Below are 22731 nucleotides of genomic sequence, written 5' to 3'. Positions count from 1 at the left end.
CGGGGCCTTTCTGCTGGTCCACCTGCTCGCCCGTCGTCGGGACGCCCGCCTCAGTCCTGCGTCAGCGTTGCGTCTCGCCGACGTCGGTCCGGTGGAAGTTCTGGAAGGAACGGGAGGCGGTGGGTCCACGCTGTCCCTGATACCTGGAACTGTACTCGCTCGACCCGTACGGGCGCTCGGCCGGTGACGTGAGCCGGAAGAAGCACATCTGACCGATCTTCATCCCCGGCCAGAGCTTGATCGGCAGCGTCGCGACGTTGCTGAGCTCAAGGGTGACGTGGCCGGTGAAGCCCGGGTCGATGAAGCCGGCGGTGGAGTGCGTGAGGAGCCCGAGACGACCGAGCGAGCTCTTGCCCTCGAGACGCGCTGCGACGTCGTCCGGAAGGGAGACCCGCTCGTAGGTGGACCCCAGGACGAACTCGCCGGGGTGCAGGATGAACGGCTCGTTCGGCAGCGTCTCGATGAGGCGCGTCAACTCCGGCTGATCCTCTGCGGGATCGATGAAGGGGTACTTGTGGTTGTCGAAGAGGCGGAAGAAGCGATCGAGGCGCACGTCGATGGACGACGGCTGGATCATCTCCGGCGAGTAGGGGTCGAGCGCGATGCGAGAGGCGTCGAGTTCGGCTTTGATGTCACGGTCCGAGAGCAGCACGGTGACAGTGTATCGGCCGGGAGCCCGAAGCCTCGGGCCGGTGACGACGCCCGGATTCGCTACGATGCTCGCACGGCGCGGACCTCCGCGACCCGGCGGAGACCGGTCGCGCCGCCCCAGCGACCTGGAGGCCTCCGATGACCAGACCGCACGTCCTCGTCCTGCAGCACGTCCCCTGGGAACGACCGGCGGTGCTCGGCGAGGTGCTGACGGCGTCGGGGATCGACTGGACGCTGGACACCATCGTCGAGCGTCGTGAGCTGCCGCCGGCGCGCGAGATCACCGGGTTCGACGGGCTCGTCCTCCTCGGTGGCCCGATGGGCGCGCTCGACGTGGAGGAGCACCCGGGTCTCGGGCTCGAAGCGCAGCTGGTGCGCGATGCGGCCGTGCTCGGCATCCCGGTGTTCGGGGTCTGTCTCGGGCATCAGCTCATCGCGACGGCCCTCGGAGCCACGCTTCACTCGGCGGCCGCGCATGAAGTGGGTGTCGGCTACGTCGAGCTCCTGACCGAGAGCGAACTCGGCATGCGGGGCGAGCGGCTGCCGGTGCTGCACTGGCACGGCGACGTCGTCGAGGCTCCCTATGGAGCGACGGTCCTCGCATCGTCGCCGTCGACGCCGAACCAGGCGTTCCGGATCGAGGACCGGGTCTTCGCGACGCAGTTCCACCTCGAGGTCGACCCGCCGATGCTCGATCAGTGGCTCGCGGAGCCGGTCATGCTCCGCGACCTGCCGTTCATGACGGGGACCGCCGAGGAGGCCGCCGACCGCCTGCGAGCCGAGGTCTCCGCGGTGGCGGGGCCGATGCGGGAGGCCGGCGAGCGGTTGTTCGGGGCCTTCGCCGACGCGGTGCTCCGGCGGACGAGCGTCGACCCGTCGCTGCGGTAGGGCTCGGATCGTTCCCGGACGCACCACCCCGGACACAGCGAAGCGGCCGACCCCCGGAGGGACCGACCGCTTCGTGAACTCGAAATCGAGTTAGAGGGCCTTGCGACCCGTGATCGTCCTGATCAAGAACGCGATGATCGCGATCGCGAGCAGCACGAGGCCGACCCACAGCAGGAAGTTGAGGGACTGGACGAACCCACCGGTGATGGCGAGAACGATGGCAACGACGATGACGATGATGAGCAGGATGTTCATGGTGAAGCTCCTTTCGCAGAACTCCGTCCACCGTATGGGGGCCTGACCATTCCGTCCCGGGGGTTGACATCGCTCGAAGTCGTTCCGCTACGCGCGCGGAGCGCCCCCGCGTTGCACACCTCCGCCCTCCTGCGTTTCGGCTTGCGCCAGCGCGGTGCGCTGACGCGAGCGCGGGCCACACGCGTGAGCGCGGGTCTCCAGAGGGTCGCGCTCACGCGCGTGCGCCGCAGTCAGGCCTGATCCCAGGGGCTCGGACCAGCGCACCGCGCTGGCGCCGGTTCGTGACCTCTCAGTCGGCAGCACCGCGCTGACCAGGGATTCCCGAGCTGCGAGTCGCCCCGGCGAGCTCCGCTAGAGGAGCCCCGGCTGGTCGGCGGGGTCGCCGTCGCCGGGCTCGGAGCCCGGGTCGTCGACCGTCGGCGCCGCCATCGGATCATCGCTCTCGGGAGCGTTGTCGGGCAGCGCTCGGGAGATCACCTCCTGTGCGTCGCCGATCGGGTCGTCCATCTCGTCTCGTGGGTCGCTCATGCTGATTCCTTTCCTCGTGTCCCGACGGTAACGCGGGACGCCTCACAGCCACACCCCCTGGCAGAACGGCCCGGTTCGTCCTAGGAGCCGAGTGCCCGGGCCCGTCAGACCGGTGTCGATGCCGTCGTCGACGCCGCTTCCGCGAGTCGCTTCGCCGCTGCGAGCACGCGCGCACTCGCGAACGGCTCGACCGTCGGCGCCCCGGCCGCGTCGAACACCTCGATCCCGGAGGCATCGCGGTCGGACCGCGACCAGCCCGGCGACCCGTCTCGGACGAACGCCACGACCGCGCCGTGGATCCGGTCAGCAAGCTCCTGCGGCGCGTGCGGGCCCGCCACCCGGGTGACGTCCGGGTCGTCGAGCACGTCGAAGATGAACGGGACGTCGAGGCAGTGCTCCGCGATCCCGCTCACCGCCGAGCGCCACACGAAGTCGGAGACCCACGTCTCGGCGTCGTCCCGCAGCGCCAGCCAGCGGATGACGCGCTCACGGAACATGACGTCGCTCACGAAGCGCCCCGCGACGAGTCCCGTGCGTTCGCCGGGCTGGGTCGCGACGTACGCCTCGGCGAGCGGCTCCGGCACGCCCATCAGTTCCAGGGCACGCGTCGGCGCCACGGCGTCGAACTGGTCGAGTCGACCGGTGAAGAACCCGGCGAACTCCTCTCGGGTCGCGCTGACGAGCAACGGCTTGTCCGCGCCTCGTCCCGCGATCATGCCGGCTTCGACGGTTTCGACGACCAGCTCGCCGTCGACGATCGGGCCGAGACCGAGGCGGCCGTTCATCGTCGTCATCCCGCGGAGCACGGACTCCGGGTCGGTCGCGCCGCCGGGGACGACCTCGAAGCCTTGGGCCTCGATCAGCGTGTTTTCCGGGACGCTTGCGAAGCCGGCCAGGGTCGCGGGCACCCCGAGGTGCTCGGCGAGTCGCCCGGTCAGGGCCTGCGCCTCGCGGAGCGGGACGTCGCCGGGGACGCCGGACACGGAGATCGCCCGCTGGAACAGGTGTTGCGCGGACGGCACCGTGAGCAGGGTCATGACGGACCCGCCGCCGGCGGACTGGCCCGCGATCGTGACCCGCCGCGGGTCGCCGCCGAACGCTGCGATGTTGTCACGAACCCACTCGAGCGCGAGGATCCAGTCGAGGACCCCGCGGTTGGCCGGGGCGTCGGGCAACCAGCCGAAGCCGTCGAAGCCGAGGCGGTACGACACCGAGACCGTGACGACGCCGTCGCGGTTGAAGGCCCGACCGTCGTACCAGGGGCTCGCGGGCGACCCGGCGATGAAGCCGCCGCCGTGGATCCAGACGAGGACGGGCAGACCGGCGCCCTCGTCGGTCGGATTCGGGTCGGGCGTGAAGACGTTGACGTTGAGCGTCGAGTCGCCGGGGATCGACGGTTCCGGGATCGTCGTGATCTCGGCCAGGGCCTTCCGCTGCGGTGTCGCGCCGTAGGCGGTCGCGTCGAGGACGCCGTCCCAGGGCCCCTTGGGCTCGGGGGCCTGGAACCGTCTCGCTCCGGTCGGCGGCTCGGCGAACGGGATGCCGAGGAAGGCGACCGATCCGTCGGCGCGGGGCGTCCCGCGGACCGCTCCCGAGGTCGTCTGTGCGATGGGCTGCTCTGGACTGGAATCGGTCGTCATCGGCGGATCCTCCGGGTACTCGGCCGCGCGCTCATCCGACGAGCGTCGCGTGGTGATCCGCCCAGTATGCCGCGTCACGCGCGAATCCCGTCCGATGTTCGGACTTCACCCAGCCGACCCACCCGATGCGCCAGCGCGGTGCGCTGACCCGAGCGCGCCCCGGAGCCGTGAGCGCGGGTCTCTGGAGACCCGCGCTCACGTCCGATGCACCGCGCTCACGTCAGCGGACCGCGCTGGCCAACCCGACAGGTGCGGGGTTGGCGGAGGGGGTTACGCGACGATTGCCGCGCGGAGCGCCGCTGCGGAGGCCGCCGGGTCGTCGGCCGAGTAGATCGCACCACCGGCGACGGCGACCTGCGCGCCCGCCTGCTGCACCGACGCGATCGTCGACACGTTCACGCCACCGGCGACCGAGAACGGCACCGCGGCCGCTTCACCGTCGGACAGGAGCGTCTGGAAGGTGAAGCCCTCCTCCGCCTGCTCGTCGAGACCGGCGTGCATCTCGACGAACGCGGCACCGAGAGCGGTGACCTCCTTCGCGCGCTGCACCTTGTCGGCGACCCCGATGAGGTCGACGACGACGGACTTGCCGTGCGCCTTCGCGGCCTTCACAGCGCCGACGATCGTGCTGTCACCGGCCGTCCCGAGGACGGTGACGATGTCCGCACCGGCGGAGAAGGCGATGTCGGCTTCGAGCTCACCGGCGTCCATGGTCTTGAGGTCGGCGAACACGATCTTGTCGGGGTGGGCGTCCTTGACCGCGGTGACGGCACGCAGGCCCTCGCTCTTGATGAGGGGCGTGCCGAGCTCGAGGATGTCGACGTAGGGCGCGACCTTCCCGGCGAGTTCGAGGGCTGCCTCGGTGGTGAGGACGTCCATGGCTACCTGGAGCTTCATGTGGTGCTGCTTTCTGTCGTGATGGGATGCGTCCGACGTCTGCCGGGCGCGTGGGAAGGGATCGGGGTGACTACTCGAGGTTCGCGTGGCGCGGCCACAGCTCCTCGGCGCTGACGCCGGCGGACTGCCATAGCGCATGGAAGAACGCGTCGCCGAGCAGCATGACCGCCTGCTCGAAGAGGCTCCCCGAGTACTGCACGGAACGCGTGCCACCGTGGTCGGTCTTCTGCGCGGCGGGGACGACGATCGTCTCGGCGGCCAACTCGGCGAGCGGGGATGCGGGGTCGGTCGTGATGGCGATCACCTGTGCTCCGACGGAGACGGCCGTGTCCGCAGCGCGCACCACACCCGTCGTCGTACCGGAGCCGCTGGCGACGAGCAGGACGTCACCCGAGGTGATGGCGGGCGTCGTCGTCTCGCCGACGACGTGCACGGTGAGCCCGAGGTGCATGAGTCGCATCGCGGTCATCCGGAGCGCGAGACCGGAACGACCGGCACCGGACACGAACACGCTGTCCGCCGTTCGCAGGCGGTCGAGTGCGCCGGCGAAGGGAGCCGGATCGGCCTCCAGCAGGCTCGACACGGTGCGATGCAGCTCGGCGTCGATCGCGGCGAGCGCCCCCTGGACCGTCGAGGTCGCAGGCGTCACCGACGTGGATGGAGGGACGGTGGGGTTCGTCATCCCTCCATCCTGGGCGTGATCGGGTAGGTGCACCGCTGCTCGCCCGAACGGTTTCAACTATCCGAACGGGTAGGCGTGGACCGATGGGATAGGGTGCGGACATGACCGAACGCACTGTCACCTACCCGGTCGAGCTGCTCGACAGCCTGGCCTCCGTCGCATCGAGCTCGCTGCTGCGCATCGCCGGTGCGTTCCGGGAAGTCCTCGAGCCGGTCGTCGCCCATTCCGCGCTCGTGATCTTCACCGAGGACTGCACCGGTCGCCCCCGGAAGAAGGCCGGCGACCCGGCGATCGTCGAGGGCGTCACGATCGCCGAGCTCGACGCGGTCCGACAGCGCACCCCGCGCGGCCCGGTAACCAGGGTGACCAATGATGCCGACCCCCACGCCGACCGGCCGACGTCGGCGGTGATCGCGGGCGCCGAACGTCCGATCGCGGCGTGGCTGGCCGACACCGGCGCCCTCCTCGTCCTGACCGACCCGCAGGGACCGATCGACGACCGGCTGGTCGGCGCACTGTGGGAGGTCGTCGCGGCCGGCATCCGCCAGCAGGTCGCGACGGCGGCCCCCGACTACCTCCGCGACTCGCGGGCCGCGTCGAGCGAGCGGGCTGGCGCGATCGCGGAACTCACCGACGCCCATGCGACGACGCTGGAGTCGATCCTCGCGGTCACCAGGTCGCGGCAGACGTCGCCCGAGGACGCCCGAGCGGCCGTGACCGAGATCGCCTCGGCCGCGATGGTCGAGCTGCGGGCGGTGTCCGACCGCGACCGCCAGCTGGCCGAGGAACCGGTCGCGCGCGCCTTCGCCAGACTCCGCGAGGACCTCCGCCCGCTGGCCCGCTTCGGCGGTCCGGAGGTCCAGTTCATCGAGCCGCCCGTCGACGGTCGGGCCCTCCCCGGTGAGGTGGCGCACGCCGGACGGGCGATCGTCCGCGGCACGGTCCTCGCGCTCGTCGAGCAGTCCTCGGTCGGGCGGGTCCGGGTGCAGTGGGACTGCGACGGTAGCAACCTGCTCATCGGCATCCGCGACGACGGCCCCGGCGAGTTGACCGTCGACACCCCGAGCGTGCAGCAGCTCGGCGCTCGGGTCGCGGCCCTCCGCGGCAGTCTCGATGTCCAGGCGACGCCCGGGTGGGGCTCGGAGCTGCACGTGACACTGCCGCTCGACCCGCCGCCCGCGACGCAGACCCGCGCAGACTCGGCCGCCGCGCTGACCGAGCGCGAATGGAGCGTGGCCGAGCTGGCCGCCGGTGGAGCACGGAACCGGGCGATCGCCGAGACCCTCACCATCAGCGAGAACACCGTCAAGTTCCACATCGCGAACGTCCTGCGGAAGCTCGGCGTCGCGAGCCGCGTCGAGCTGGCAGCCGCCTTGGCCGCCAACCACTGATCCCGTCCGGGCTGCGCCGCCGCCTACCGCTTCGAGCTCGTACGGCCCCGGTCGCGATCCCGATCGCCGAACCGTCGCGTGATGAGCGCCCACCCGAGGATCCAGCTCCCGAGCGCCGTGACCAGCCACACCACCAGCGGTGCGAGCACCCAGGCCAGCACCCCGCGGATGTGGAGGCCACCGGGGAGGATCGACGCGACGAAGAGCGACACGAGCGTCGTCACGAGTCCGATGCCGCCGAGGATCGCCGAGGCGTAGCGCCGCGCGAGGCGGAGGATGAACGGCCCGAGGACGCCCTGCGCGATCGTGAAGACGACGACGGCGATGATGAAGCCGCCGAGCGACAGACGGACGCCGGGCACGACCCAGTCGGCGACGAGCAGCCCGATCGCCGAGGACAGCAGACTCACGGCGATGCTGAGCAGGAAGCGGGTCATGTGCCGACCCTAGCGCTGGGTGTCGGCCGCGTCGAGAGCGCGACTGAGGGGAGGCGGGTCGTCACCTGGCGAACGGCCGGACGACGACATGCCTCCCCTCGGGAGTGCCGGGAGGGCTCAGTCGAGCGCGAGCACCCGCCCGGTGCCGACCCCCTCGACGGCACGGACGAACGCCAGGCCGACCACGTCGGAGGCGACGGGCGCGAAGCCCGGGAATGCGTCGTGGTAGCCGGTGGCCTCGGCGAGCACCGTGGGGCTGACGGCGTTGATGCGGATGCCGCGCGGGAGTTCCGGGGCGGCACCGATCACGAAGGACTCGACCGCTCCGTTGGCCATCGAGGCCGCAGCACCCGTCGCGATCGGTTCGCGGGCGAGGATGCCCGTCGTGAGCGTGAAGGAGCCGCCGTCGCGGACGAACGGGGTCCCGATGCGCACGACGTCGAGTTGGCTGAGCACCTTGCCGAGGAAGGCCGCGCGGTAGTCGTCGCGCGTCAGCTCCTCGACGGGCTTGAACGGGACCGATCCGACGGCGACGATCACCGCGTCGACCTCGCCCACCTCGGCGAACAGCGCCTCGATCGACGCCTCATCGGTGGTGTCGACGGCAGGCGCCGTCGAGCGCGACACCGCGACCACCTCGTGACGCTCCGCGAGGGCGTCCTGCGCCGCTCGTCCGACATGTCCACTCGCACCGATCAACAGGATTCTCATGCGGGCGACGCTAGCACCGGCGCCCGACGACGGCACCGTCAGTTGGCGTCGTCCATCCCGGTGACGTGGACGGCGTAGCCGTGGCACCCTGCACGAGTCCAGTCGTAGGCGTCGCCGAGCGGGGTGTCGCCGTACTCCGCCAACTCGGCCGCCGGGCTGTCCTCCGAGAGGATCATCGTTGGCCGTTCGGAGTCGAGCAGCGCACGATTGTTCGTCCACGCATACCAGAATCCCTGATCAGCCATGCACTTCGCGATGATCTGCTGCTGTGCCTCCCAGATCCCATTGTTCGCCTCGCCCCACTCGTTGGTCGGCGGGATCACGATGGACGCCGGGTCGGTGGTCGCGTCGTACCAGCCCTCCGGCGTCTGCGAGTAGTCGACGCCGGACGCCGGCGAGACGGGTTCGCCAGCGTCCGGCGTGGCAGTGGGATCCGCGGGCACCACGGGTTCGACGGGCGGGAGTTCGTCGAGCGACGCTGCGGCCTCGGCGACCGCTTCGAGGGACCGCGCGTCGTCAGCGGCCGCCTGGGCGTTCGACACCCCGATGAACACCCCGCCGGCCGCCACCGCGAGCACCCCGCTCATCGCGATGCCGAGCCCGATCCGTCGACGGAGCGTTCCGGGACTCCGGCGGACGGGTGCCGCCTCCTGCGCCGCGTCCGGCCCGTCGTGGATCTCGTTCGCGCTCATGCCGTCTTCCTCTGCGCCGACGTCGCTGCGTCCCGCTCCGTCGTTCGACGGCCCCCCGGCCACCACCACACCGCGGCTCCGATGAACCCGAGCGCAGCACCCACGCCGATCGCCACGCTCATCACCCACCACGGTTCGACACCGGCTCCGTGCGAACTCAGACGGGACACGATGAGCACGCCGGTCGCGCTGACGCGGTACATGATGTCGCCCGCGAGCACGCCGATGAGGACCGCTGCGGGCGCCAGGAGCCCCGCGCCGAGCCATCGACTGCGTCGCCGCAGCGACAGCACGAGCCCCACGACGCCCAGGACCGCGGCGACCGCCACACCGAGCGCGCCCGCCGGCACCTCGACGACGTCGCCGATGACGAGCGCACGGACGACCCGGACGAGGAGGAACAGTGCCGCTCCGGTGACCAGGACGCCGCCCGTCACCACGAGGGCTGCGAGGACGTCGCCGGCCCGCCGCATGCCGAGCGGCATCGGGTCGACGCCGTGGCCCGCGCGCAACTGCCCGGAGCGCCACGAGAGGTCGTGCGGGATCCCGCGGATGGCCCGCAGCATGATGTCCCGCCGGAGCCGCTGCGGCGTGACGCCCGCTTCCTCGGCCCAGACGGCGTGCTCGTGCAGGTCGGACGCGATCTCGTCGCGGCGCTCCCCGGCGACATCGGGCGAGAGGTCGCGCGTGTACCACCCGCACCAGTTCAGGACCCGGTGGGCGGCCGCGCGGTACTCCGGCGTCCGGATGGCGGTCATGCGATCGCCCCCTGCGTCCACGCCGCACCCGCCGGCCTCGCCGCGGCGGCCTGCTCACCGGCGATCCTCGCGTGCTCCCGATCCCGGGCCGTCGCGCCTTCACCCGTGATCCGGTACAGCCGACGACGAGGACGACCCTCCGCCTCCGCGACCTCCGGGTCCTCCCAGGTCGCCTCGATCAGGCCGGCGTCCGCCATCCGCGACAGGGCTTTGTAGAGCGTGCCGTGCGCGGTGAGGGCGGCGTCCCCGGCTTCGGCGAGCTGCTTCGCGAGGGCGAACCCGTAGAAGCTCCCCTCGGTCGACTGCAACACGGTGCCGACGTCGAGGATGTCGAGCTCGAGCGGGAAGAGCGTGCCGGGTCGTCTGCGTGCCATGAGGACACTTTAGGAAGATAGGTTCCGATACGTCAAGCTGCCCTCGCGCTGAGTCGCCCGGAACTGCACACGTACCGCCGGTTTCCGTGCAATTCCAGGCGACTCAGCGGGGGTCAGCTGCCGTCGCGGAGGTCCGTCGGGGGTGCCGCACCGAACGCGATCTCGTCGAACCGCGCCTCGCAGGGCGGACCGAGCGGCGCCTGCGAGAGGAAGCCGACGCGCACCGGAGCATCGCTGTGCAGACGGAACACCCGGACGAAGTCCCACGTGACACCGTCGTTCGAACTGTGGAACGCCCATGCCTTACCGAGACGACTGACGCGCATCCACACGTGGTCGGCCGTGACGTGCGTCGAGTTCACGTCGTCCGACCAGGTGTTCGTCACGACGCTCACCACCATCGCCTGCCCCTGCGGCGACTGCTCGAAGCAGAGCTTGGCCCAGTGCTCGTCGTCGATCCAGAGTGCGAGGGCACCGGCGTCGAAAGTGCTGCGCTCGCTCACGACCGCGATCCGCGCCGAGAGCGTGAAGTGGTCGGGTGCGTCGAAGGCGAGCGCCGTGGCACGCAACTCACGCGGCCCACCGAGCGAGCTGTTGCTCCAGTCGACGCCGGCGGCGGAGGTGAGGGTGAGCGCTCCGGCATCGGCGTCGAACGATGCGATTCCGGGGGTCGAGGTCCAGGCGAGGTCGGGAAGCCCGTCGATGCGGGTCACGTCGGTGTGCATGGTCCGACCCTATCGGGACCGCACGTTCCCGTGAGTCGCCCGGATCTGCTCGGCATCCGGCCGACTCCGTGCAGATCCGGGCAGCTCAGCGAGGCGCCGGGACGTCGACGACGCGTTCCTCCCCGACGGCTACGGCGAGCGAACCGTTGGAGGCCGACGCGACGTCCGCTTGGAGCCGCTCCAGCTCCGCCGGCGGCACCCACAGTTCCAGCTCCGCCTGCGCCCCGTAGGTCTGATCGCCGAGCGTCGCGCCGTGGCTACCGGCCCAATCGCGCAGCAGGTTGTCGTACCGCCCGGCCTCGGCGTGCGGGACGACGAGGGTCGCGCGGGTCAGCGTCTCACGGCGCACGAGCGAGGCGAGGTCGAGGGTCTCGGAGGCCGCCGAGGAGTAGGCACGGACGAGCCCGCCCGCCCCGAGCTTGACGCCGCCGAAGTACCGCGTGACGACGACGACCACGTCGGTCAGTTCCCGCCGCCGGATGACCTCGAGGATCGGCATCCCCGCCGTGCCGGACGGTTCACCGTCGTCGGACGAGCGGGCCTGGTCGCCGAGCAGCCCGGTGACCATCGCGACGCAGTGGTGTCGTGCGTCCCACGCCTGCTTCTTCACCCGCGCGATGACCGCTTCGGCGTCCTCCGGCGACGCGACCGGGTGAGCGAGGCCGAGGAAGCGCGACTTCTTGATCACGAGTTCGTGCTCGACCGGCGCGGCGATCGTCGCCGGGTACTGCCGCGCGGTGGTCATCCGTCCGAGCGTACTCGGCCGGTCGATGAGGCCCGTTCGGCCTACGGCCGCAGCACGTCGTCGGCCGGGTGGGCCTGCACGTGCCCACGGACGAAGATCAAGCCGATCACGGCCACGAGCATGATGAGCAGGTTGGCCGGACCGGCGATCGCCAGGAACACGCTCTGACCGGCGGCCGCTCCCGCGTGGTCGATCCCACCGGTCGAGAGGAAGAGCGTCGGGTCGTAGAGTCCGTGGATCAGGATCGGCCAGATGAGGTTGCCGGTCACCCGGAGCGTCAGGTACATGCACACGCCGAATCCGAAGGTGTAGACGACGGTCACGAGCACGGTCGTGACCGGTTGGCCCGACAGGAGGTTGGAGGCGTGCAGCAGGGCGAAGACCAGCGAGGAGACCACCATGACGATCCACTCCGAGCTGCCGGCGTCGCGCAGCATCTTCACGACCAGGCCGCGGGTCAGGATCTCCTCGGCGAACCCGATGAACACCCCGGACAGCATCGCGACAGCGACCACGGAACCCTCGTAGCTCCCGTAGTCGATGCCGAGCAGGCGCAGGACGACCGCGGCGAGGATCACGATCGGTGCGACCCACATCCACCACCGGCCGCGGATGGGCTGCCTTCCGAACAGCTCCCGGAACCATCCGACCGAGAGGACGAAGCCGGCCAGGAGGAGGGAGCCGACGACGAGCGGCAGCATGAGCCCGAAGAACACGCTCTGCGGGGTCGCGAAGACGTCCTCGCCGATCTGCGAGCCGAAGAGCTGCCCGACGACCCATCCGGCACCGAGGTACAGGGCGAGGTAGACGATCGCCAGCAGGAACGCCCGCCCGACACCGCCCTTCGCCCAGAAGTCGTGCCATCCGCTGGTGGTGAGTGTCCGCTGACCGCTGTGCCCGTGACCTCTGTGCTCGCCCATGCGTCGATCCAACCACTCAACCGAGCCGAGCGTCGGACAATCCGCGTCGTCAGTCGGCGAGCGCCGCCGCGGCGTTGCTCCAGACCGCGTAGAGGACGAAGCCGCCGAGGGCGAGGAGCCCGAGCACCGGCTGTGCGAGGACGATGAGGGCCCAAGCTTCCAGGAGCACGAGGGACAGGAGCGAGATGCCTGGCCGACGGACGGTCCGGACGAGCCCTCCGAGCAGCTGTGCCCGGAACCGCAGGCCCGGAGCGGCCGCCAGCCCGGCGATCACGCCGAAGGCTGCGACGATCGCGAGCAGCAGCACGACGACGAGCAGCGGCCCGAGCAGCATCGCGAACGGCGTCCCCCACACGGCGACGATGTCGATCACGACGACGAACGTGAGCGCACACACGAGCGACCACACGGCGAGCGCCGGTCGCCACGTCCGCAGGAGGCCGATCCCGACCTCCCGCAGCGGCCCGGCATCGGCGGCGTCGCGCGACCGCTGGAACGACCAGCAGCCGGCGGCGAAGGCGGGGCCGAGCGGGAGCGAGCACAGCAGCAGGAACGGCCAGCTCGCGAGCGGCTCGGCGACGAGGACGATCGCGGCCGCCAGCGGGAGCGCGCCGATCCCGACGCCGACGCCGACCATGAGGGATCGGTACACGACGCCGAACACCGACTCGAAGGTCTCCCGGCGCGGCTGCAGCAGTCCGCGCACGCCGCCGGCACGGTTGTCCGCCCGCCGCTCGGTCACCGCGCTCATCCCTTCATCCCGCTCGTCGCGATGCCCTGGATGAAGTAGCGCTGGCCGAGGAGGAAGATCAGCACGATCGGGATGACGGAGACGACGGACCCGGCCATGATGAGCGCGTACTCGGCGTCGTACTGCCCGACGAAGGAGCGCAGACCGAGCTGCACGGTCCAGAGGTCGTTGCTCGTCAGGTAGATGAACGGACCCATGTAGTCGTTCCAGGTGGAGACGAAGGTCAGCAGCGCGAGGCTCGCGAGCGCCGGCTTCGTCAGCGGCAGGATGATCCGCCACCAGATCGCGTACTCGTTGAGGCCGTCGATGCGGGCGGCCTCGCTCAGTTCGTCGGGGATGGTCAGGTAGTACTGCCGCATGAGGAACACCCCGAAGGCGCCGAACGCCTGCAGCAGGATGATCGAGAGGTGCGTGTTCACGAGGCCGGCGTTCTGCATCATGATGTACTGCGGGATCATGTAGGCCTGCCACGGCACCGCGATCGTCGCGATGTAGGCGACGAAGAGCACGTCACGTCCCTTGAAGTGCATCTTCGAAAAGCCGTAGGCGGCGAAGCTCCCGGTGAGCACCTGCAGGATCGTGATGGTGACCGACAGGAACAGCGAGTTCTTGAGGTAGGTCAGCATCGGGATGCGGGTCCAGATGTCGACGTAGTTCTGCCAGACGAACTCGGTGGGGATCCACTGGACGGGGATCGAGAACACCTCGTTGTTCTGCTTGAGCGACGACGAGACCATCCAGAAGAACGGGACGAAGATGATCGCGGTCAGCACGGTGAGCATCACGTAGATGAGCACGCGGCGCAGCGGCGAGATCGGACCGTGGCGGCGCACCCGGGTGCGCTTGCCCCCAGCACCGGGCAGCACGGGCGGGGTGATGGCGTCGGTGACCTCGGCGATCGCGACCTCCGCCTGCGACGGGACCGTGGACGAGGCACGCGTGGTGGCACTGGTCGACATCAGCGTTCCTTCCTCTGCTGCAGCTTGAACTGGACGACGGTGAAGACGAGCACGATGACGAACAGCACGAGCGAGATCGCCGAGGAGTATCCGAAGCGGTTCTCGGTGATGCCCTCGCGGTAGATGAGCTGCGAGAGGACGAGCGTGGACCGGCCTGGCCCGCCTCCCGTCATGACGACGATGAGGTCGAACACCTTGAAGCTCGCGATGGTCACCATGATGAGGACGAAGAACGTCGTCGGACGCAGCGACGGGATCGTGATGTTCCAGAACCGCTGCCAGGCGTTCGCACCGTCGACCTCGGCGGCCTCGTAGTACTCCTGCGGGATCGCTTGGAGCCCAGCGAGGTAGAGCACCATGTAGTAGCCCATGTCGCGCCACACGCTCGTGATGATCACGGCCGGCATCGCCCACGCGGAGCTCGTCGTCCAGCCGGGCGGGTCGGCGACACCGATGAGCTCGAGGAACTGGTTGATCGGGCCGGCGGTGGGGTTGAAGAGCATGTTCCACACGACGGCGACGGCGACGAGCGAGGTGATGTACGGGAAGAACATCGCGGTGCGGAAGAAGCCGAGGCCGCGGAGCTTGCGGTTGAGGAGCAGTGCCAGGCCGAGCGACGCGAGGATCGTGAGCGGGATGTGGCCGGCCGCGTAGTAGGCGGTGTTGCCGAGCGCGATCCAGAAGGACTCGTCACGCATCATGCGCGCGAAGTTCGCGAACCCGACCCACTCGGGCGGTGAGTACGAGTCCCACTTCATGAACGCGATGACGAACGCCGCGCACATCGGGATGAGGGTCAGGAGCGCGAAGCCGATGAAGTTCGGCAGGATGAAGCTCCAGCCGACGAGCGCATTCCTGCGGACGCGACTGCTGGAGCGGGTGCGTTGCGGTGGGGCTGCGATCGCCATGACGAGCCTTTCGAGGACGGTGGTGCGGGGTCGGTGGGGACGCGCCGGGCGGACGCGAGGATCGCGGGACCGGGCGTGCCGGCCCCGCGATCGCGGCTAGTCGACGAGGACGTCGTTCTTGACGCGGTCCTGCATCTTCGTGATGGCGTCGTCGACGTCCGACTCGCCGACCATGATGAGGTCGTGCTCCTCGTCGAGGATCGAGCTGACGTCGGAGGAGTACTCGCTCACCGGCATCTCGAGGACGACGTCCTTCGGCTCCTGGAACGCCTTGACCGAGAGGTCGTCGGTCGGGAGGGCCGTGAACGCCGCGGTGACGTCGTCGGACTGGTACGCGGGGACGACACCGATCGCGGCGATGGCCTTCGCGCCGGCCTCACTCGCGGCGAACTCGAGGAACGTCTTCGCGGCGGCCTGGTGCGTGGAGTTCTTGTTGACGGCGAACGCGGTCGGCGAACCGAACGTCACCGTCTCCTCACCGGCCTTGAGCTGCGGCATCTGCGCGACACCCCAGTCGACGTCGGTCGCGCCGCTCTCGATCGACTGCGCGATGCCCGCGATGTACCAGGTGCCCATCGGCATCATCGCGGCCTTGCCGGTCTCGAACATCGTGCGGTAGCTGATCTGCTGGGTCTTCGCCGTGCCGTAGTCGAGCGCGTAGCCCTTGTCCTGCAGGTCGAGGGTGAGGTCGTACTGGTCCTGCATGAAGCCGTAGTCGCCGCTGATGAGGTCGCCACCGGTCTGGGCTGCGGCGATCGACTGGACGACTGAGCGCCAGTAGTGGTTGTACGTGCCGTAGACCTTGGAGTCCCCGTCGCCCGAGGTGAGCTTCGCCGCGATGTCCGCGTACTCGTCCCAGGTGAGGTTGTCGGGGTGCTCGATGCCTGCTGCATCGAAGATGGCCTTGTTGTAGTACAGCAGCCAGAAGTCCTGGCGGTACGGCGCCGCGTAGTAGGTGTCGTCGAGGGCGAACGGCTCGATCCCGGCGAGCTTGTCCGCGCCGATGTCGTCGACGACGTCGCCCACGTCCACGAGCTGGCCGCGGTTCGCGTAGCGCGCGTAGTCGGTCACGTTCTTCATGGTGAGGACGTCGGTCTTGTCGCCGCCCGCGAGCATCGTCGTGACCTTGTCGGAGTAGTCGTCGGCGAGGATGTCGACGGGCTCGATCGTGATGTCGGGGTGCTCGGCCTCGAAGGCGTCGAAGAGCGCCTTGAACTCGGGCGTCTGATCGTAGTTCCAGACGGAGACGCTGAGCGTGACGGGGCCGTCCTCGTCCTGCTGGGCGGAGCCGGCACCTGAGCAGCCGGTGAGGGCGAGGCCGGCTGCTGCGGCGATCGCGGAGATGGTCAGGATGGGTCGCTTCATTGCGGATGCTCCTCGGTGAGTAGTGGTGCTGTCGGTGGTGATGGCGGTGCTGGTGGCGGTGCTGGTGGGACGGGGATGCTGCGGGGTGGAGCGGTCGGTGGGCGTCAGCGCGACGCGGGCAGGTCGAGCGACGTCGTCGCGCCGTCCGGCCAGGTGATCGTGCGGGCGGTGGACCCGGCGACGCCCGCCATCGCCGGGGCGACGACGCCCGGCTGCGTGGCGCCATCCAGGAGGAGCGCGAACGCGTGCCAGTGGTCCGGGCGGACGGGACCGTCGGTCTCGCACCACGGCGTGCCCGAACGGGGTCCGAGCGGGGTGGCGTCGTCGAGGTCCCGGACGCCCGACCGGAGCGCGCCGGTCGGAAGCGGGTCGTGCTCGCTCGGGAGCGCGACGACGGCCGAACGCACGCCGTCGGCGACGGCGACCGCCGAGGTCGGGTCGGTGGCGACGGTCAGGTCACGACCACTGACGGTCCACCCGCCGACACGGAGCGCGCCGAGCGGGACCTCGTCGCCGGTGCCCGGGACGACGTGGACGAACCGCACCTCCCAGGGCCCGCGGACGGCTGAGCAGAGGTCGATCCGCGCGCCCGTCCGGGTCCGGTCCGCGGCGTGGCCGTGGCCATGGTCCGGGCCGTCGGCATCGGCGTCGATCCAGCGGGCGAGACCGGAGGACGTCGACCAACCGGTGGACGAACCGTCGGAGGCCGGCAGCGGCGTCAGGGCACCTCTGGTGAACCCGGAACGGTGACTCGGGACACCCTCGGCGTCCAGGAGCACGACCGATCCGTCGAACGGGTCGCGGGCATCGGCGGAGAGCACCGGCGCGGTCGCCGTCGAATACCCGAGGCGTGCGTACAGCGGGGCGTCGCGTTGGGCGACGCCGTCGTTCGCGTGGTCCGTCCCGTGGTTGACGACGCGGACGATGCCGTCGGCGGTCGTCCCGCTGACGATCCAGCCCGGGGCGATGATGGTCCGGAGGACGTCGCCCCGTTCGATCGGCAGTGGTTCCTCGATGGCCGTCCACACCGGGTGGTCGGCCGGGAGCGCGAGCCCGAGCATGCCCTTCGATGCCCAGTAGGGCGAACCTGGGCCGGAGTAGGACTGTGCGAGCTGCCGCCACTCGTGGTGCCAGCCGAGCGTCAGGATCCCGCGGTCGTCGGGGGCGCCAGCGGCGTCGAAGTGCGACACGACACCACTGGCCGCTCGACGGATGAGTCCCGGCGAGAGCGCGGTGGACCCGGCCATGGCACCGGCCCAGAACGGTGCGGCGGCGGCGAAGCGGTAGATGAGACTCCGCCCCTGGACGAGCGGCGAACCGTTCGCGCCGACGAGTGCGACGGCGTCCTCCAGGTAGCGGTCGAGGTGGGCGTCGTAGCGGTCGAGGCGTGCCTGATGCGGGTGGCCCGGCGCGAGCATCGTGCGCCACAGCACCGGATAGAGGTGGAGCGCCCACCCGGTGTAGTGGTCGTAGGCGCGCGTGCCGCCGTCGGCGAACCAACCGTCCTCGCGGAAGAAACCGTCCGCGATCGCGAGGTCCTCCTCCAGGTCCGCTTCCGAGAATAGGCCACCGACCGTGCGCAGGAACTCCTCGACGACGATGCGGAACCACACCCAGTTGATGGGCGGGTACGGCTGGCCGATGACGGTCGCGAGCCAGTCGATCGTCGTGCGCTTGGTCCGATCGTCGAGACGGTCCCAGAGTTCGGCACGGGTGAGGTGGAGTCCGATCGCGATGGCTGCGGCCTCGACCTTGGCCTGGTCGACCTCGTCCGGCCGCGGCCACCGCTCCGGGGAGTCCGGGTCGGTGCCCGTCGCGAGGCCGGCGGCGTAGCGCTCGACGAGGTCGCCCGTCCGTGCGGGATCACCGGCGATGCGGAAGGCGGCGAGCATGAACGTCCGCGCGAACCCCTCCAGGCCGTCGATGTCGGAGCCGTAGCCGCCTGGCGCACCCGGGAACAGGATGCGGGCACGACCGGGCGAGGTGAAGGGTTCGGCACCGCCGAGCAGCCGGTCCGCGAGGTCCTCCCAGTGCCTGCGCGTCCAGCCGGTCGACGGTGACAGGGTGCGATCCAGGGCGAGTGTGTCCGACGCCGGAGCGGTCAGGAGCGCGACCATCAGGCGCTCACCCCCAGGTCGGCGACCCGGACGGCTTCGCGCGGGTGCTCGCCGTTGAGGAACCGCTCGAGGTCGTCGAGCGCCGCGTCCGTCATGCGCAGCGTCTCCCGGCCGAGGGAGCCCGCGATGTGCGGGGTGATCGAGACGTTCGGGAGGTCGAGCAGCGGCGAGTGCACGGGCAGCGGTTCCGGGTCGGTGACGTCGAGGATCGCGTCCAGACGTCCGCTCGCGCACTCCGCCGCGAGGGCGTCGGTGTCGAGCAGGCTCCCGCGGGCCGTGTTGATCACCGTGGCGCCGTCCGGGAGCGCCGCGAGCTGGGCAGCCCCGATCATGCGCTTCGTCTCCGGGAGCTCCGGGGCGTGCAGCGAGAGCACGTCGACGTTCGGCAGGAGCTCGTCGAGCGGGACGAGGCGGGCTCCCGCCGCGGCGACGGCCGTGGCGTCGGCGTAGGGGTCGGCGACGAGCACCTCGACCGCGTCGAGCTGCTGGAGCAGGGCGACGACGCGACGGCCGATGCGCGAGAAGCCGACGACGCCGACCCGGCGTCCGAGGTTGGACAGGTTCGTGGTCTCGAGCAGGGTGCGCCACTCGCGACGGTGTGCCCGCGGGTCGCGGGCGAAGACCTGTGCCCGCTTGCCGGCGAGCACGATCGAGGCGAAGGTGAACTCGGCGACCGGGATGGCGTTCGCCTCGGCGGCCGTGGTGACGACGATGCCGCGCTCCCAGACCGCGTCGGTCACGAGCGAGCGGACCGTGCCGGCGCAGTGGAAGACCGCGCGCAGCCGGGGCATGCGGTCGAGCCGCTCCGCCGTGAGCGGCGGGGTGCCCCACGAGGTGATGAGCACTTCGACCTCCGCGAGCCGTGCGGCGAGCGCCGGGTCGTCGAGGTCGCCGGTGGTCTCGTCGTCGCGGACCTCGCACAGCGCGTGGAGCCGGGCCAGACGGGCGTCGTCGAAGAGCGTCGAGAACACGTCGGGCCACATGGCGACCAGGGCTGCGGGGCGCGCGGCGTTCGACATCTGGTGCTCTCCTTCGAGTGGGCCGCGGTTGCATGCGGTTGTCAGGTAGTGAATACTCCAATCCGATCGGAGTCAAAACAGTCGATCACAAACGAACAAGCTCGATCGAAGATGATCATGGAGACCTCGTGCATCCACCCTCGCAGACCGCACCCGCCACACCGGCCACCGATGAGCGGCGTCGGTCGTATCGCCCGTTGGTGACGGCGTGGTCACAGCGCCCGGCGACCGCACTCCGGTCCATCGTGCCTGACGGCGACTGGAGCTCGATCGACCGGCGGCTGCTCGACTCCTTCATCGCCCAGGCGACGCGCGAGTCCGTGGCCACCGACCGCGCGGCGACGCCCTGGCCCCAGCCGCTCTTCTCGCAGTACAGCGCCTATCCGCTGATCGGGGAGCGCCTCTCCTACGAGACGGCGGTCGGTGACCGACTCGCACGCCTCTCCCGCGCCGTGGTCCTCGCCGCCGCGTCTGCAGCCGGTGTCGCGGTGGCCGCACCGCTCGACCCGCTCGCCGAGGTCGCCGACGGCCTGTGGCTCCTCGCGGAGCAGACGACCTGGTGCTGGGCGGCCCACGACGACGCGTTCCGTCGGTTCGGGACGGTGACGCCGTCGCTCGACGAACCGATCCTCGACCTCGGGGCCGGTGAGGCGGTCGCGGCCGTCGCCTGGGCGATCGCCGTCCTCGGCGACGAGCTCGACGAGTGCTACCCGGGGCTGACCGACCGGCTGCGAACCGAGGCCGAGCAGCGGGTGTTCCGGCCGTTCCTGGACCGCGACGACTGGCACTGGCTCGGCCTCGACGTCGACCCTGACGGCGAGCCGGTCGTCCTCCACAACTGGAACCCCTGGATCCTCGGCAACACGATCGCCGCGGCAGCGGTGCTCTGCAGCCCCGAGCGCGCCGAGCTCGTCATCGACCGAGCCGTCGACGGCATCGACCGCTACCTGGCGGGCCTCCCTCGGGACGGCGCGATCGACGAGGGCTGGGAGTACTGGTGGAACGGAGCGGCACGCGCGCTCGAAGCGGTCGAGACCCTCGATCGTCTCGCCGGAGGTCGCCTCGCGCTCGACGGCCTCGACCTGCTGCCCGAGTCACTGCGCTTCCCGCTGCGGATGCAGCTGTCCGCCGACTGGTACGTGAACGTCGCGGATGCCCGAGCACGCGGTGATCGCACGCTCCCGTTCGATCTCCTGCATCGCTGGGGCCGGCGACTCGAGCTGCCGGACGTCGTCGCGTACGCCACGGCGCATCGCGATCCCGACGCACCCGTCGCCACGGACCGGGCCGGACTCGGACGTCTCGTCCGCGTCTGCTTGGACGGTGCATGGGCGGTCTCGGACGCCCGGAACGCGACGCTGCCGCTGCCGCTGCCGGCATCGGTCGACCTGCCGTCGATCGGCATGAGCCTCGCCCGTGAGCACGACGGGCGTTCCGACGGACTCGCGGTCAGCCTCAAGGGCGGCCACAACGACGAGAACCACAACCACAACGACCTCGGGAGCGTGATCGTCGCACTCGACGGCGTCCCCGCGGTCATCGATCCCGGGCGGCCCACCTACGACGCGCGGACCTTCGGCCCGGACCGCTACGACATCTGGTGCATGCGCAGCGACTGGCACAGCGTCCCGGCACCGCGCGGTCTGCTGCAGCAGCATGGACCGGAGTTCGCGGCGCGCGATCGCCGGGGCGGAGACCATGGCGCACAGGCGAGCTGGTCGATGGACCTCGCCGCGGCCTACGGACTGGCGGAGCACGAACACTGGCGCCGGACCGCGACGCTCGACCGCACGGCGTCGCGCGTCGTGATCGAGGACGTCTGGACGCTCGACGACCCGGCGGGCACGGCCGTCACCCTCATGCTGTGGGGCGACGTGACCGAGGTCGATCCGGCGACCCTCCGCCTCCGTCGGCCGGTCGACGGCGTCCGGGACGTGATGCTCCAGCACGACGCGGATGAGGTCGCGATCGAGGTCGTCCGACTCGACGACGCGATGATGCGGTCGTCCTGGGGCGAGACGATCACCCGCGTGCGGCTGCTGCCGCGTCCCGATGCGGATCGTCTGCTCGTCACCGTGGAGGCCGCACGATGAGCGACGACGGCGTCTCCGGCGACCGGGGAGCACCGGCCGGCACCGGACCCTCGCAGGTCTTCGGCATCGAGCGCCGCGAACGGATCATGGACGAGGTCCGACGCAACGGTTCCGTCGTCGTCCGCGAACTCGCCGTCATCCTCGGCGTCACGGAGCTGACGATCCGACGCGACATCACCGCGCTCGCCGACCTCGGGCTCGTCACGCGGGTCCACGGTGGCGCGACCGCCCGGAGCTCCCTCGACCAGACGGTCGCGCGATCGGCCGACGCCGCCGGCCCCGCCAGGTACCGCATCGGCATGGTCGTGCCGTCGCTCAGCTACTACTGGCCACAGATCGTCAACGGTGCCCGCGCCACGGCCGCCCTCAGCCGCTCGCAGCTCGTGCTCCGCGGCTCGTCCTACGACCCGGCCGACCAGCGCCGGCAGATGGCCGCGCTCGTGGAGACGGGTGGGATCCACGGGCTCATCGCCGCACCCGACACCGCGGGCCAGGACGGGTACGCCCTCCTCGCCTGGCTCGATGCGCTGCCGATCCCGGTCGTGCTGGCCGAGCGTCGCGCGCCGTCATCGCTCGCGTTGCGCTCACTGGAGTGGGTGACGACGGACCACGAGTTCGGCGCGGTGCTCGCCGTCCGCCACCTGTACGAGCAGGGGCACCGCCGCATCGGCATCGCCGCGGCACGGCACTCCCCCACCTCCGACCACCTGCGGCGCGGCTGGGCCAGGGCGTCCGCGGACCTCGGGCTGGACACGGGACTGACGGTGAACGCCGAGATCGACGACGTCGAGAACGGCGCCAGGGACGCCCGGCTGGGCGCGCTCGTCGACGAATGCCTCGCCACGGGGACCACCGCGCTGTTCGTGCACGCCGATCCGCAGGCGATCCTGCTCGAGCACCACTGCCTCGACCGCGGCGTGCGGATCCCCGAGGATCTCGCGATCGTCGCCTACGACGACGAGGTCGCGGAGAACGGCGAGCCGCCCATCACCGCGCTGCGCCCACCGAAGCAGCACATCGGTCGGATGGCCGTCGAGACGATGGTCGCCCGCCTGTCCGAGGGCCGTCGCCGCCCGACGCAGCGCACCCAGGTCCTCCCCGAGCTGCAGGTCCGCGCCTCCTCCCTGACCGCGCCGCCCGCCTGAGTCGCCCGAATCTGCACGAAATCGGCGGGATTTCGCGCAGATCCGGGCGACTCAGTGGACCTGTGGAGAACGTGGACGGG

At 70.6% G+C, this 22731-nt stretch carries 24 protein-coding genes; 4 read left to right on the top strand and 20 right to left on the bottom strand.

What is annotated here, in order from left to right:
- Positions 1 to 61: 61 nt before the first annotated feature.
- Complete coding sequence (gene dcd / locus GV015_RS06570) at positions 62 to 652, bottom strand: dCTP deaminase (RefSeq protein ID WP_056009122.1); 591 nt, start codon at positions 650 to 652, stop codon at positions 62 to 64.
- Between the two features lie 137 nt (positions 653 to 789).
- Between dcd and GV015_RS06565 the strand changes: the two genes are divergently transcribed.
- Positions 790 to 1539 carry a type 1 glutamine amidotransferase gene (locus GV015_RS06565; protein WP_159877461.1) on the top strand — a complete coding sequence of 250 codons (750 nt, stop codon included), beginning with the start codon at positions 790 to 792 and terminating at the stop codon, positions 1537 to 1539.
- A gap of 90 nt (positions 1540 to 1629) precedes the next feature.
- On the opposite strand, the gene GV015_RS19020 is transcribed toward GV015_RS06565, so the two are convergent.
- The 5 genes from GV015_RS19020 to hxlB all read right to left on the bottom strand — a co-directional run bounded on the left by GV015_RS19020 (position 1630) and on the right by hxlB (position 5541).
- The gene (locus GV015_RS19020; RefSeq protein ID WP_162852292.1) at positions 1630 to 1794 is read right to left on the bottom strand and encodes a hypothetical protein; all 165 of its coding nucleotides are present in this window, start codon (positions 1792 to 1794) and stop codon (positions 1630 to 1632) included.
- Between the two features lie 351 nt (positions 1795 to 2145).
- Positions 2146 to 2322, bottom strand: a complete 177-nt coding sequence (locus tag GV015_RS06560) for a hypothetical protein (protein ID WP_159877459.1) — start codon at positions 2320 to 2322, stop codon at positions 2146 to 2148.
- A 104-nt stretch (positions 2323 to 2426) separates the two neighbouring features.
- Positions 2427 to 3962 carry a carboxylesterase/lipase family protein gene (locus tag GV015_RS06555; RefSeq protein ID WP_159877457.1) on the bottom strand — a complete coding sequence of 512 codons (1536 nt, stop codon included), beginning with the start codon at positions 3960 to 3962 and terminating at the stop codon, positions 2427 to 2429.
- Between the two features lie 270 nt (positions 3963 to 4232).
- Complete coding sequence (gene hxlA / locus GV015_RS06550; RefSeq protein ID WP_064297125.1) at positions 4233 to 4859, bottom strand: 3-hexulose-6-phosphate synthase; 627 nt, start codon at positions 4857 to 4859, stop codon at positions 4233 to 4235.
- A gap of 70 nt (positions 4860 to 4929) precedes the next feature.
- Positions 4930 to 5541 carry a 6-phospho-3-hexuloisomerase gene (gene hxlB / locus GV015_RS06545; RefSeq protein WP_159877455.1) on the bottom strand — a complete coding sequence of 204 codons (612 nt, stop codon included), beginning with the start codon at positions 5539 to 5541 and terminating at the stop codon, positions 4930 to 4932.
- Between the two features lie 101 nt (positions 5542 to 5642).
- Here hxlB and GV015_RS06540 point away from each other — a divergent pair, with 101 nt between their 5' ends.
- A complete protein-coding gene (locus GV015_RS06540; protein WP_159877453.1) occupies positions 5643 to 6932 on the top strand; it encodes a LuxR C-terminal-related transcriptional regulator in 1290 nt (429 codons plus the stop codon).
- 23 nt (positions 6933 to 6955) lie between these two features.
- Here GV015_RS06540 and GV015_RS06535 read toward each other — a convergent pair whose 3' ends face one another.
- From GV015_RS06535 to GV015_RS06470, 14 genes are all read right to left on the bottom strand, one after another.
- A complete protein-coding gene (locus tag GV015_RS06535) occupies positions 6956 to 7369 on the bottom strand; it encodes a phage holin family protein (RefSeq protein WP_137242431.1) in 414 nt (137 codons plus the stop codon).
- 117 nt (positions 7370 to 7486) lie between these two features.
- The gene (locus GV015_RS06530; protein ID WP_159877451.1) at positions 7487 to 8080 is read right to left on the bottom strand and encodes a short chain dehydrogenase; all 594 of its coding nucleotides are present in this window, start codon (positions 8078 to 8080) and stop codon (positions 7487 to 7489) included.
- Between the two features lie 38 nt (positions 8081 to 8118).
- Positions 8119 to 8772, bottom strand: coding sequence for a hypothetical protein (locus GV015_RS06525; RefSeq protein ID WP_159877449.1), 654 nt, complete (start codon positions 8770 to 8772; stop codon positions 8119 to 8121).
- Positions 8769 to 9530: a hypothetical protein gene (locus GV015_RS06520; RefSeq protein ID WP_159877447.1), complete on the bottom strand. Its 762-nt coding sequence runs from the start codon at positions 9528 to 9530 to the stop codon at positions 8769 to 8771. The genes GV015_RS06525 and GV015_RS06520 overlap by 4 nt, the downstream gene beginning before the upstream one ends.
- The gene (locus tag GV015_RS06515) at positions 9527 to 9904 is read right to left on the bottom strand and encodes a PadR family transcriptional regulator (RefSeq protein ID WP_159877445.1); all 378 of its coding nucleotides are present in this window, start codon (positions 9902 to 9904) and stop codon (positions 9527 to 9529) included. Before GV015_RS06515 ends, GV015_RS06520 begins: the two co-directional genes overlap by 4 nt.
- Before the next feature lie 113 nt (positions 9905 to 10017).
- On the bottom strand, positions 10018 to 10629 hold the full coding sequence (locus GV015_RS06510; RefSeq protein WP_159877443.1) for a DUF1349 domain-containing protein: 612 nt from the start codon (positions 10627 to 10629) through the stop codon (positions 10018 to 10020).
- An 85-nt stretch (positions 10630 to 10714) separates the two neighbouring features.
- Positions 10715 to 11374 carry a YigZ family protein gene (locus GV015_RS06505; RefSeq protein WP_159877441.1) on the bottom strand — a complete coding sequence of 220 codons (660 nt, stop codon included), beginning with the start codon at positions 11372 to 11374 and terminating at the stop codon, positions 10715 to 10717.
- Positions 11375 to 11415: 41 nt separating this feature from the next.
- On the bottom strand, positions 11416 to 12294 hold the full coding sequence (locus tag GV015_RS06500; RefSeq protein ID WP_124768542.1) for a CPBP family intramembrane glutamic endopeptidase: 879 nt from the start codon (positions 12292 to 12294) through the stop codon (positions 11416 to 11418).
- 49 nt (positions 12295 to 12343) lie between these two features.
- A complete protein-coding gene (locus GV015_RS06495) occupies positions 12344 to 13045 on the bottom strand; it encodes a hypothetical protein (RefSeq protein ID WP_159877439.1) in 702 nt (233 codons plus the stop codon).
- Positions 13042 to 14004, bottom strand: coding sequence for a carbohydrate ABC transporter permease (locus GV015_RS06490; RefSeq protein WP_159877437.1), 963 nt, complete (start codon positions 14002 to 14004; stop codon positions 13042 to 13044). Before GV015_RS06490 ends, GV015_RS06495 begins: the two co-directional genes overlap by 4 nt.
- Positions 14004 to 14912 carry a carbohydrate ABC transporter permease gene (locus GV015_RS06485; RefSeq protein ID WP_124768540.1) on the bottom strand — a complete coding sequence of 303 codons (909 nt, stop codon included), beginning with the start codon at positions 14910 to 14912 and terminating at the stop codon, positions 14004 to 14006. Before GV015_RS06485 ends, GV015_RS06490 begins: the two co-directional genes overlap by 1 nt.
- 96 nt (positions 14913 to 15008) lie before the next feature.
- Positions 15009 to 16277 carry an ABC transporter substrate-binding protein gene (locus GV015_RS06480; RefSeq protein ID WP_159877435.1) on the bottom strand — a complete coding sequence of 423 codons (1269 nt, stop codon included), beginning with the start codon at positions 16275 to 16277 and terminating at the stop codon, positions 15009 to 15011.
- 104 nt (positions 16278 to 16381) lie between these two features.
- A complete protein-coding gene (locus GV015_RS06475; protein ID WP_159877433.1) occupies positions 16382 to 18394 on the bottom strand; it encodes a DUF2264 domain-containing protein in 2013 nt (670 codons plus the stop codon).
- Positions 18394 to 19413: a hydroxyacid dehydrogenase gene (locus tag GV015_RS06470; protein WP_198425031.1), complete on the bottom strand. Its 1020-nt coding sequence runs from the start codon at positions 19411 to 19413 to the stop codon at positions 18394 to 18396. The genes GV015_RS06475 and GV015_RS06470 overlap by 1 nt, the downstream gene beginning before the upstream one ends.
- A gap of 200 nt (positions 19414 to 19613) precedes the next feature.
- Between GV015_RS06470 and GV015_RS06465 the strand changes: the two genes are divergently transcribed.
- Positions 19614 to 21506 (top strand): heparinase II/III family protein, encoded by a 1893-nt coding sequence (locus GV015_RS06465; protein WP_159877431.1) that lies wholly within the window; start codon positions 19614 to 19616, stop codon positions 21504 to 21506.
- Positions 21503 to 22651, top strand: coding sequence for a substrate-binding domain-containing protein (locus tag GV015_RS06460; RefSeq protein ID WP_159877429.1), 1149 nt, complete (start codon positions 21503 to 21505; stop codon positions 22649 to 22651). The genes GV015_RS06465 and GV015_RS06460 overlap by 4 nt, the downstream gene beginning before the upstream one ends.
- Positions 22652 to 22731 lie beyond the last annotated feature (80 nt).

This window comes from Plantibacter sp. T3, assembly GCF_902506515.1.
Lineage (GTDB): Bacteria > Actinomycetota > Actinomycetes > Actinomycetales > Microbacteriaceae > Plantibacter > Plantibacter auratus.
Note: the sequence above shows the minus strand (reverse complement) of the source record. Positions and strands in the feature narration are given on the sequence as shown.